Source organism: Micromonospora sp. CPCC 206061, from assembly GCF_036906915.1.
GTDB lineage: Bacteria > Actinomycetota > Actinomycetes > Mycobacteriales > Micromonosporaceae > Phytohabitans.
Genome location: NZ_JBAKHX010000055.1, coordinates 42,514 through 53,836 on the forward strand (window position 1 = coordinate 42,514; position 11,323 = coordinate 53,836).

Here is an 11,323-nt window from a genome sequence, read left to right on the forward strand (position 1 = left end):
ACCAGCGGTGCGCCCGCAGGCAGCTCGCCGGCGGCGCACCGAGGTCGGCGGCCCCGGATCTGCTAGCCGGCGCTCACCGCGCTCGCGCGGGCCCGCTCCGCGGTCCAGACCGCGCCGCCCCAGGGCCGGTCGAGCGCGAGCAGGGCCAGGTTGGCCGTGGTCGCCGCGCCAGCGATCGTGGTGAGAAGCGATACGAGGCCGGCGGCGGCACCGAAGCCGAGCGCTCCGCCGAGGAAGGCCCCGGCGAGCGCCGCCGCGAGGCCGAGCCGGCGCGGGCGGTCGCGGCGGGCCCAGGCCAGCCAGGTGCCGAGGCCGACGGCCAGAGCGACCGACGGTACGGCCAGCATGGCGTCGCCTATGAACAGTCGCGGCCACACCGTCCACACCAGAAGCGCCGCGAGCAGCCAGCCGCCGATGCCGAGCGGAAGGGGCGTCAGGAACCGCAGCCATACGCCGGCTCGCGGGCCAAAGCCGCCGCGGCGGCGTACCCGGAGCGCCATCCACCCGAGCAGTAGCACGGCCAGCAGCGCACCGCCCACGGCGACTCCGGCGAGGATCCGCGCCATCCGCGACATCGTGGCGAAGCCGACCTCGAAGTCGACGGTCTGCGCCCGGTAGCCGGACTCGTCCACCTCGCCGCTGTCGAAGAACCCGGTCAGCAGCCGCGCGCCCGCGTCCCGCTGGTTGCCCCAGAAGTCGGCGGAGTGGCCCATGCCGGTGAGCTTCACCTGGCGTCCCCTGGTCAGTGACGGCATCAGCTCGCCGGTCGACAGCTCGGCCGGGGTGGTGAAGTCGACGGTGCCGTTGATCACGAGCGTCTCGACGTCGGAGCGGCGCAGCGTCCGGTATTCGGCGTTGTCGGGGCTGTCCGGCCAGGCCCGGTGGAACCCGTCCGGGCCGCCCCACAGCAGGTCAGTGGCGGCGTTGCCCAATGTGGAGCCCGGGTCGCCGCCGGCCGCGTAGTACCGCTCGGCCGCCGGTGCGTCGATCATGCCGAACGAGGCGAACTCGCCCCACACGAACGAGCTCGGGATGGTCAGGTCGGCCAGCACCGACATCGCCCACATCCCGGCCGCGTCGCCCTCCTTTGCCGCCAGCCAGGCGTCGACGATGGTCGGTGCGTTGAGCGGGGCGGCCGCCTTGGTGCTGTGGAACATGCCGTACATGCCGGCGACGCGGACGTTGCCTTCCTTGATCGGCAGGAGGCCCCACCGGGCGGGGACGTCGCCGGCCTCGGCGCGGACCGTCGCCGCCAGGTCGTCGGTGCGGCCGGCGCAGGTGCCGTCCTGGGCGCACAGCTGGGTGTACTGAGCGAACTGGCTGTCGGTGATGCGAGGATCCCACACGAAATGCCCCGGGGGATTCGCCGCGATCATCACCGAGCGGTGCAGTGACGCGGGATACCGCCACGAGTACACCATCGCGGTGCGGGTGCCTGCGCTGGAGCTGATCAGGTTGACGCGCTGGTAGCCGAGCGCGGTGCGGGCAGCTTCGAGGTCGTCGACGCGCTGCGCGATCGAGTAGCCGGTGAGGTCGATCCCGTCGCCCGTCAGCCGTTGCGCGCAGCCGGAGAACGCCTCGGTGGCGCCGCGCAGCGACGCCTCTCCGGCGAGGTCGGCGGAGCGCCTCAGCGCCGAGGTCACCTCGGGGCAGTCCAGCTTTCGTGACCCGTCGACGCCCCGGTATCCGACGAGGACCACGTCGTGCTTATCGGTCAGGCGGCTGACCTGCGGGAACTCCAGATTGGTCGCGCCGGGGCCGCCGTTGAGCCGGAAGATCGGCTCGGCGGGCCGCTCGCTCGTGGCCCGGATCCGGACCACCGGCAGCGCGATCAGGTCGGAACCGCTGTCGCGGCGGTTCTCCGGCACGACCAGCGTGCCGCAGTCGGCGGCCACGCTTCCTGCCTCGGTGTCGTACGTGCACGACGACATGGAAAGTGCACCGGGGCGCGCACCGGCCGGGACCGCCAGGGTCTGCTCGGAGCGCACGTTCAGGTAGCCGAGCGCGAGCACGAGCGCGCCGGTAATCCCCAGGGCGGCGAACTTGGCAGTGGTCATGCGGTGAAGGTAGGTGCGCGGCGACGGCGTCTCGTCCCTCCGCGGAGGCGCATCTGCGTACCTCCGCTGGGGTACCCCTTGACGCGCGCAGACGACCACGCCGACGCCCAGCACCTACACGCTGGCCGCCCGGCACAGCGGGAAGCTGCTCGACGCCTACAACGCGTCCACAGCGGACGGTGCCGACGTCGTGCAGAGTTCGAGGAGTTCCTGCCCGGCGCCACCGACAACGGCGTCACCGGCGACGGCCGGCGCAGCGTGGTGCTGTCCGTGTCCAGCCTGCTCAGCGACTACCCGCGCCAGCAGCGCGCCGCCGACACGCTCGTCGAGAACGCTCTGTGCGGTGACAGGTAGCGCCCAGGCGGCGTACAGAAGCCGTGGCGATGCTCGGAGGAGCATCGCCACGACAATCACGGTTGGCCCACACGGGCAACACGCCTTGCGTCCGTTTGGAGTGGACGGTGCGCAGTCCGGATCTTCGCGCGGCTATGTGGCTACCGCGCGGCGATGGCGACTTCCGGATACCGCGACGACGCCGTCTCCAGCAGAGGCTGCGGGCGGTGTCGCAGGTGCAGGTCGAACACCGCCCGGTTGTACCGCCGGGTGATCTCCATCGAGCGCGTGCCCGTGATGGTGGCGCCCGACGGGATGCCGAGCTGTTCGGCGAGGACAGCCGCGTCGTGGAACGAGCCGTGTACGGCGCCGTCGACCACGAGCCACCGCTTCCACCCGGTCATCAGGCTCCAGTCGACGTTCCAGCTTTCGTCCGGGCCGCCGGGCACGTGCGGTGGCGCGCCGAGGAACACGAACGGGCGGGACAGTCCGGTGGCGGGGATCGCCTTCGAGGTGGTGCCGTCCATGTTGACTCCCACGTCGATGCGGGTGTCGCTCAGCATGGCCGGTATCGCGCTGGCGCCGCCGGACGAGTGGCCAGACGCGCCGATCCGGGACGCGTCGATGAGCCGGGCGCCGGACCATGCGGCGCGCGGCCCGGTCAGGCTGTCGATGACGAACGAGACGTCGGCCGCCCGGACCTGGTGCTGCTTGGCGCGGAAGCTGGACGGACCGTCGACAAGGCACGCGGCACAGGGGGCGATCCGGCCGTCCGGGAAGGTGACCGCGTACGTCTCGTAGGTGTGGTCGATGACCGCGACGACGTAGCCGTGGCTGGCGAGGTCTTCGGCGAGGCCGGTGAGGAAGGCGCGGGGTTGGGTGTGGCCGGGGGAGAGCACGACGAGCGGGAGCCGGCGCCCGGCTGGTTTGGCGTCGGCGTACGCGTGCGTCCGCACGGTGCTGAGGACATCCGGCGCCACGTCGGGTATCCGCTTGCCTTCTACGTAGAGCTTCGACTCCTCGGGCGTCATGTACTGGGTACGGGCGCCGTGCCGGGCATTGGTCGGGTACCAGACGGTGACCATCAGCTCGCGCGCCTCCACCTCGGGTACCCAGGGGTCGGGGCGGGAGGTGTCCTTGAGATGGACGTCCGTGGCGCCGACCGCGTGCGGCCCGGTCGGTCCCGGCAGTTGGAGCGTGTCGCTGGCCCGCGCCGGCGTCGCACTCGCCACCGGTGACAGCAGGGTAGCGGCGACGGCGATGCCGACAAACGCCATACGCCCCCGTGAGAAAAGTGTCATGCGTCGATGCTAGGAATGGCCCGCGGTGCGGCGCGTCGGTCGCCGTAACGATTTCCGGTACCTCCGGAGGAGTCATCCCCCCGATGTACGCGACACGGTGACGAGCGTGAATCAGCCGATCATCGACAGCTGCGTGCGGCGCGCCTCCCGTACCGATCAGGGCCCGGCCCTAACCCACCACCGCGGCGGCCCTCGTGGACGGGAACAGGCTGTCGAAGACGGCGCCGCGGTCGAAGCCCATCGCGCGGCTCCGGGCGCGCAGCTCCAGTTCCCGCCGCTCGGCGGCCGGAATCTCCAGGACGACCCGGTCGACCGCGGCGGCCAGGCCGGCGATGTCGCCAGCCCTAGGGTTGCATACCCTAGGGGGGTATGGGTAAGGTGTCCTCATGCAGACCATGAGGACACCCGTCAAGCTGACGGCGTACGCGCTCGGCCTGGTGGCGGTGTTCGGCGCCGCCGCCGGCATCGGCAGCGTGGTCGGCCTGAGCGAGGCCACACCGCCGGCATCCCACGACACCCACGCCGGCGACGCCCGCGCCGAGGGTGCCGCCGCGGCGCAGGTGCCGGGTGGGCTGCAGGTCACGCAGGATGGGTACCGGCTGGTGCCCGTCACCGGCGCCCTGGCGGTGGGCGGCGCGCAGCCGTTCGCCTTCCGGGTGCTCGGGCCGGACGGCGAGCCGGTCACGGAGTACACGACAAGCCACGACAAAGACCTGCACCTGATCGTCGTGCGGCGCGACCTGTCAGGCTTCCAGCACCTGCACCCGACCCTGGCGGCGGACGGCGCCTGGTCGCTGCCGCTGTCGGTGGCGAGCCCCGGGCAGTACCGGGTGTTCGCCGACTTCCAGCCCGCCGCCCGCGCCGAGGGCCTGACCCTCGGCGTGGACGTGCCCGCCGCCGGCGACTACCAGCCGCGGCCGCTGCCGGCACCGGACCGCACCGCCGAGGTCGACGGATACACCGTCACCCTCGCCGGCGACCTGGTGCCGGGCAGCTCGTCGAAGCTGACCCTGTCGGTGAGCAAGGACGGCGCACCGGTCACCGACCTGCAGCCCTACCTGGGCGCCTACGGGCACCTGGTGGCGCTGCGCGACGGCGACCTGGCGTACCTGCACGTGCACCCCGACGGCGCGCCCGGCGATGGCCGCACCGCCGCCGGACCCGACGTCACCTTCTTCGCCGAGATCCCGTCGGCCGGCGCCTACCGCCTGTACCTGGACTTCCAGCACGGCGGCAAGGTCCGCACCGCCGAGTTCACCGTCACGGTCGGGCCGCAGACCCTGACCAGCGTCGCGCCCGAGCCGAGCCCCACCGGCCCGCCGAGCCCATCTGAGCACGGCGCGCCCGGCCACACCCACGAGTAGCAGGAGGTCACGATGGCTCTCCAGACCGCGCCGCAGCGGATCGAGCTCGCGATTGGCGGCATGACCTGCGCCTCCTGCGCCTCGCGGATCGAGAAGAAGCTCAACCGCATGGACGGCGTCACCGCCACCGTCAACTACGCCACGGAGAAGGCCACAGCCACCGTCGAGGGCGGGGTCACCGCGAGGGACCTGATCGCGACGGTCGAGAAGACCGGGTACACGGCCGCGCTACCCGCCTCGGACAAGGCTTCTCAGACGCCATCGGACGGCCTGCGAACCCGCCTGCTGGTCTCCGCCGCCCTCAGCGTTCCCGTCGTGGTGCTGGCCATGGTGCCGGCGTGGCAGTTCACGTACTGGCAGTGGCTCTCGCTGACCCTGGCCGCCCCGGTGGTCGTGTACGGCGGCTGGCCGTTCCACAAGGCCGCGGCCGTCAACCTTCGGCACGGCGCCGCCACAATGGACACGCTGATCTCGATGGGTACGCTCGCCGCGTTCGGCTGGTCGTTGTGGGCGCTGTTCCTCGGCACCGCCGGCGAGCCCGGCATGACCCACCCGTTCAGCCTCGACATCGGCCGCACCGACGGCGCCGGCGCGATCTACCTGGAGGCGGCCGCGGGTGTCACCACGTTCATCCTCGCGGGGCGGTACTTCGAGGCGCGCTCGAAGCGCCGCGCCGGCGCCGCACTGAAAGCGCTCCTGGAACTCGGTGCGAAAGACGTGGCGGTGCTCCGAGAGGGCACCGAGGTGCGCGTGCCGGTGTCGCAGCTGACCGTCGGCGACCGGTTCGTCGTGCGGCCAGGTGAGAAGGTGGCCACCGACGGCGTCGTCGAAGACGGCTCCTCGGCGGTCGACCAGAGCATGCTGACCGGCGAGAGCGTGCCGGTGGAGGTCGGCCCCGGCGACGGCGTCGTCGGCGCCACCGTCAACGCCGGCGGTCGCCTGGTCGTCCGCGCGACCCGGGTCGGCTCGGACACCCAGCTGGCGCAGATGGCCACGCTGGTCGAGCAGGCGCAGGCCGGCAAGGCCACGGTGCAGCGGCTCGCCGACCGGATCTCCGGGGTCTTCGTGCCGATCGTCATCGCGCTGGCCGTCGGCACCCTGGGCTGGTGGTTCGGCACCGGCAGCGGATGGACCGCCGCGTTCACCGCGGCCGTGGCGGTGCTGATCATCGCGTGCCCGTGCGCGCTCGGCCTGGCGACGCCGACGGCGCTGCTCGTGGGCACCGGTCGGGGCGCTCAGCTCGGCATCCTCATCAAAGGCCCCGAGGTGCTGGAGTCGACCCGCCGTGTCGACACCGTACTGCTGGACAAGACCGGCACCGTCACGACCGGCCGCATGACGCTCGTCGACGTGACCGGCGACCCGGACGCGCTGCGGCTGGCCGCCGCGGTCGAGGCCGCCTCGGAGCACCCGATCGCCCAGGCGATCGCCCGTGCCGGCGGCGGCACGCTCCCGGCCGTGACAGGGTTCAGGAATATCGAGGGCCTCGGCGTCCGCGGCACCGTCGAGGGCCGCGAGGTGCTGGCCGGTCGGGTACAGCTGCTGCGTGAGCGCGGTCTGGCGGTACCCGATGAGCTCGAACGGGCCGTGACCGCCGCGCAGGCCGCCGGTCGGACGGCGATCGTGGCCGGTTGGGACGGCGCCGCGCGCGGCGTGCTCGCCGTCGCCGACGTGGTCAAGCCGACCAGCCGGGAGGCGGTCGCCGCGCTGCGCCGCCTCGGCCTGACCCCGGTGCTGCTCACCGGCGACAACGAGACCGTCGCCCGCGCGGTCGCCGCCGAGGTCGGCATCGACGAGGTCGTCGCGGAGGTGCTCCCCGCAGACAAGGTCGACACCGTCAAGCGGCTACAGGCCGACGGCAAGGTCGTCGCGATGGTCGGCGACGGCGTCAACGACGCCGCCGCGCTTGCCCAGGCCGACCTGGGCCTAGCCATGGGCACCGGCACCGACGCGGCCATCGAGGCCTCCGACCTGACCCTGGTCCGCGGTGACCTGCTGGCCGCCGTCGACGCGATCCGCCTGTCCCGGCGCACGTTGCGGATCATCAGGAGCAACCTGTTCTGGGCGTTCGCCTACAACGTGGCGGCGCTGCCGCTGGCGGCCGCGGGGATGCTCAGCCCGATGATCGCGGGCGCCGCGATGGCGTTCTCGTCAGTGTTCGTGGTCGCGAACAGCCTGCGCCTGCGCCGCTTCCGCGCGGTGACAAAGTCAACCTTGTGATCATGGACGGTGGTTGGGTGGCGGTCACTCGGACGGCTGCGGCACAGTGCATTCGACCTTCGGGTTCACGCCCACGTAGTTCAGCGGCCCCGCTATGACGGTGACCGCGATGGTTCCGGCCTCGGTGCAGCTGCTGGAGGACCCGCCGAGGTATCCGCGTTGGCCGGCAGCCACCAGTCCAATGATCAGCCAGACCACGACGATTACTGCTCCGATGCGCACTGGTTGCCTCCTGATGCGGATCCGAACGGTGATTCCGCGGTGGCCTCGTGCTGCCGCGACCGATGCCACACAGGTACCCAGATCGGTGATGTCTTTAACGGACGCCGATGGACAACGTCCGGTAAGGGAACCGCCACTTGTCGTAGCGGTTGAGGCTGTAGGGCGCGCCGTTCGACTGCGGGAGTACAGGCGCCGGCGATCGCCGCAGCGCGCCGCTGATCTCCTGTCCTGCCGGAGTCGCTGCGAGCTGAGCTGGCGGAAAGTCGCCCGCGGTGTCTGCCCATGGAAACGTCTTACGTGTAGCCTGCGAGTAGCTGCGTCGCACAACATGCGCGGCTTGTCGAGCCCGCAACGCCCCATGTCATTCGGGGTTGTTGCCTCCCCGGCCTGGGCCCAGTCCCCGCCCACTCGTCACTCATCGTTGAGGCAGTTGGGCTGGAGGAACAATGTTCACTACCACCTTTTCGCCGGTAACCACGTCGGCGCAGCTACACATCGGCATCAGCTACCCATCGCCGGCCACAGCCCGGGTCGCCGTGGTTGGCGAGGTCGACCTGGCAACCACGCCCCTGCTGCGCGAGCGGCTGCTGCGCATGTTGCGGGACGAACGTCCAGACCTGCTCGACGTCGACCTGACCGGGGTCACTTTCCTGGACTGCACCGGACTTGGTGTGCTCGTCGCGGTGCGCAGCGCCGCCGTCCAAGCCGGATGCCAGATGCGGGTCAGCCACCCGCAACCCATCGTGCGTCGGGTGTTGGAGGTGACCGGGCTGCTAAGCGTGTTCGCCGTCCCGACGATCGCGCCGGCGCCGGCGCCGGCGGGGATCGGGTATCCGTCCAGGGTTGGACCCACCCCGACGGATGTGACGCAGCCGGTGCTTCAGCAGGGGCGCCGTCCCGGCCGGCTCACCTGCGGCGTGTCCCCGTAACGAGCGTCGATCAGCATGACCGTTCTCGCCGAACCCTCCTCGATCATCGCGGCCACAACCCGTCCCGCCGAACCGGTCGCCGTTCTGCCCCGGCGCCGGTTCCCTGTCGGCAGTTGGCCGCTTCGCGTCAGTGACCCGGTCAGCGTTGACGGCCACCGGTTGATCGCACGTCTGGGATCCGGCGGGATGGCGGACGTGTTCTACGCCCTGGCACCAGCCGGCAGGCCGGTCGCGGTCAAACTCCTCCGCCGCGCCAGCGGGGCCGCCGAGGCATGCCAGCGCGAACACCAGATGGCGTCCGCAGTGGACCCGCGCTGCACCGCGGCCGCACTCGGCCACGGCATGTCGAGGGCCGGCGCCTACCTGGTGACCGCCCACCTACCGGGCTACCGGTGCGGCTCCACATTGGTGGGCAGGCCAACACCGGCCAGCCGGCTGTGGAGCCTCGGCGCGGCGCTGGCCCGAACACTCGCCGCGATCCACGCCCGAGGCATCGTGCACTGCGACGTGAAGCCGTCGAACCTGCTCACCCGAGACCACGATGTTCGCGTTATCGACTTTGGTATCGCCCGGCACGTCGGCGAGCGGTGCGGCGACGACGGGATCGTGCAATGCAGTCGCGGCTGGGCCGCACCCGAACAGCTACGCACCGCGCCAGCCACACCGGCGGTGGACGTCTTCGCCTGGGGATGCCTGCTCGCGCACCTCGCCGCTGGCGTCCACCCATTCGCCAGCCGCAGCGAACAAGAATGGATCCTGCGCGTCCAGTCCGCGCAACCAGACCTGTACGGCCTACCCCCGCACCTCGACGACCTGGTGGGATGGGCGCTGACCCGCGACCCGCGCCACCGGCCCAGCGCAGCTGAACTGGTCACGATCTGCCAGACGCACGATGACGGACAACCACAACCGGTGTCCCCACCTCGGCGCGAACAAGCGTCTACACCACGACTTGCCGCCCCGAACGCCGTGACGACGGTCCGTCTGGCCCGCGCGGCCCAAGGACGATGAGTCACCGCTACCACAACTTCACCCTCGTCTTCACGGCGGCACCCCGTTCTACTGACGGTTGCCAGAAATGGCCCCGGGAATCGGCAGGGTGAGCCGGCCGGCGTGCGGCATGCCGGCGCCGGCCGAATCACTCTATTTGGTTGGACTTGAAGCCAAGTTGAGGTCGTATGGTCCTCTCCATGGGGATTCAGGGGGACCGGAGGACGTTCTTCCAGCTGCTGGTCAGCACGCTGCTGGTGTCGGTGATCAACTTCACCGTGTGGTTCGCGATCACGTTCTACGTGTACCTCCAGACGCGTTCGGTGTTCGCGACCGGTGTTATCTCCGGGCTCTTCCTGGTGATGACGGCGCTGACCGGCATCTGGTTCGGCAGCCTGGTCGACCACCACTCGAAGAAGACGATGATGCAGGCGTCGGCGAGCGTTTCCCTCGTGGCGTACGCCGTGGCGTTCGTGGCCTACCAGGTCACCCCGAAAGAGTCCTTCAAGGACCCGACGAGCGTTTCGCTGTGGCTGCTCATCCTGCTGCTGATGGTGGGTGTCATCGCGGGAAACATCCGCACGATCGCGCTGCCGACGCTGGTGACCGTGCTGATCGCCGAGGAGACCAGGGATCGGGCCAACGGCCTGGTCGGCACCACGTCGGGCGTGACCTTCCTGGTCACGTCGGTCATCAGCGGCGTGCTCGTAGCAATCGGAGGCATGTTCTGGGTACTCGTGCTGGCGCTCGTGGTGCTTACCGTCGCGGTAGCGCACCTGGCGCTGGTACCCGTGAATGAACGCCCAGCGGAGCCGGCGCCGGACGCGGCGGCCGAGACCGGCGGACGCCGGGCCGTCGACCTGCGAGGCACCGTGCGGGTGGTGCGCGAGGTGCCGGGCCTGATGGCACTGATCCTGTTCTCCGCGTTCAACAACTTCCTCGGCGGCGTGTTCATGGCGTTGATGGACGCGTATGGGTTGTCGCTCGTGTCGGTGCAAACATGGGGATTGCTGTGGGGCATCCTGAGCACCGGGTTCATCGTGGGAGGGTTGCTCATCTCGCGCACCGGTCTGGGTAGCAATCCGATCCGGCTGCTGTTGCTGATCAACCTGGTGCTGTGGACGGTGATGGTGCTGTTCCCGCTGCGGTCGTCGATCATCATGCTGACCGTGGGCATGTACGCGTACATGATGCTCATGCCCTACGCGGAGGCCGCCGAGCAGACGGTCATGCAGAAGGTGGTTCCGTACCAACGGCAGGGCCGGGTGTTCGGGTTCGCGCAGAGCGTCGAGCAGGCCGCGTCGCCGCTGACCGCGTTCCTGATCTCGCCGATCGCGCAGTTCGTGTTCATCCCCTTCATGACCGACGGCGCGGGGGCGCGGGCGATCGGCGACTGGTTCGGCACCGGCGTCGACCGCGGCATCGCCATCGTGTTCATGCTGACCGGCGTCATCGGCCTGATCGCCACGGGCGCGGCGCTGCGCAGCCGCCCGTACCGCCGGCTGAGCGACTACTACACGGCGAGCGCCCCGGCGGCGGCGGTCCGCGAGCCGGAGCCTGCGACCCAGGCATAGTTCGAGGCTGCGGCGCGCACCTTCGGCGAGGCTGCGGCATCCGGGGCCGGTCGAGGCCACGCCTTCGCCGTCGGCGCGGGCCCGGCTTGCCGTGACGTGGCGCTCGTGGCGGCGGGCCTTGCCCGCGGGTGGCCCGCTCTCCGGGGTCACAGATCAAGGGAGATCGCAGCGCTTGTGCGGCGGGCCTTGCCCGCGGTGGCCCGTCCTCCCGGGTCGTCGATCAAGGAAGATCGCATTGATCAAGGGCATACGCACGTGGAAAGGAGATCGAACCACGTGCATTTGCCCTTGATCGGCGGGAAGAGGGCGGGGCGGGCGCGGCCGGGCGGGGGG

10 protein-coding genes are annotated in these 11,323 nt (G+C 70.8%); 6 read left to right on the plus strand and 4 right to left on the minus strand.

Annotated elements, in window-relative coordinates; translation table 11 throughout:
- Nucleotides 1-62 precede the first annotated feature (62 nt).
- Nucleotides 63-2,057 carry an alpha/beta hydrolase gene (locus V6V89_RS28705; RefSeq protein ID WP_334622590.1) on the minus strand — a complete coding sequence of 665 codons (1,995 nt, stop codon included), beginning with the start codon at nucleotides 2,055-2,057 and terminating at the stop codon, nucleotides 63-65.
- Between the two features lie 78 nt (nucleotides 2,058-2,135).
- Here V6V89_RS28705 and V6V89_RS28710 point away from each other — a divergent pair, with 78 nt between their 5' ends.
- A complete protein-coding gene (locus V6V89_RS28710) occupies nucleotides 2,136-2,411 on the plus strand; it encodes a hypothetical protein (protein ID WP_334622591.1) in 276 nt (91 codons plus the stop codon).
- Between the two features lie 140 nt (nucleotides 2,412-2,551).
- Here the strand turns inward: V6V89_RS28710 and V6V89_RS28715 are convergent, their stop codons facing one another.
- Nucleotides 2,552-3,691 carry an alpha/beta hydrolase family protein gene (locus tag V6V89_RS28715; RefSeq protein ID WP_334622592.1) on the minus strand — a complete coding sequence of 380 codons (1,140 nt, stop codon included), beginning with the start codon at nucleotides 3,689-3,691 and terminating at the stop codon, nucleotides 2,552-2,554.
- 169 nt (nucleotides 3,692-3,860) lie between these two features.
- A complete protein-coding gene (locus V6V89_RS28720) occupies nucleotides 3,861-4,079 on the minus strand; it encodes a hypothetical protein (protein ID WP_334622593.1) in 219 nt (72 codons plus the stop codon).
- Between V6V89_RS28720 and V6V89_RS28725 the strand changes: the two genes are divergently transcribed.
- Entirely contained in the window at nucleotides 4,078-5,055 is a 978-nt protein-coding gene (locus V6V89_RS28725; RefSeq protein ID WP_442935236.1) for a hypothetical protein, read from the plus strand. The two genes, V6V89_RS28720 and V6V89_RS28725, sit on opposite strands and share 2 nt — an antisense overlap.
- A gap of 12 nt (nucleotides 5,056-5,067) precedes the next feature.
- A complete protein-coding gene (locus V6V89_RS28730; RefSeq protein ID WP_334622594.1) occupies nucleotides 5,068-7,275 on the plus strand; it encodes a heavy metal translocating P-type ATPase in 2,208 nt (735 codons plus the stop codon).
- A gap of 24 nt (nucleotides 7,276-7,299) precedes the next feature.
- On the opposite strand, the gene V6V89_RS28735 is transcribed toward V6V89_RS28730, so the two are convergent.
- Nucleotides 7,300-7,497 (minus strand): hypothetical protein, encoded by a 198-nt coding sequence (locus tag V6V89_RS28735; protein WP_334622595.1) that lies wholly within the window; start codon nucleotides 7,495-7,497, stop codon nucleotides 7,300-7,302.
- Nucleotides 7,498-7,943: 446 nt separating this feature from the next.
- On the opposite strand from V6V89_RS28735, the gene V6V89_RS28740 reads away from it, so the two are divergent.
- The 3 genes from V6V89_RS28740 to V6V89_RS28750 all read left to right on the plus strand — a co-directional run bounded on the left by V6V89_RS28740 (nucleotide 7,944) and on the right by V6V89_RS28750 (nucleotide 10,990).
- Entirely contained in the window at nucleotides 7,944-8,426 is a 483-nt protein-coding gene (locus tag V6V89_RS28740) for an STAS domain-containing protein (RefSeq protein WP_334622596.1), read from the plus strand.
- A 15-nt stretch (nucleotides 8,427-8,441) separates the two neighbouring features.
- Entirely contained in the window at nucleotides 8,442-9,437 is a 996-nt protein-coding gene (locus V6V89_RS28745; RefSeq protein ID WP_334622597.1) for a serine/threonine-protein kinase, read from the plus strand.
- 179 nt (nucleotides 9,438-9,616) lie between these two features.
- Entirely contained in the window at nucleotides 9,617-10,990 is a 1,374-nt protein-coding gene (locus V6V89_RS28750; RefSeq protein WP_334622598.1) for an MFS transporter, read from the plus strand.
- Nucleotides 10,991-11,323 lie beyond the last annotated feature (333 nt).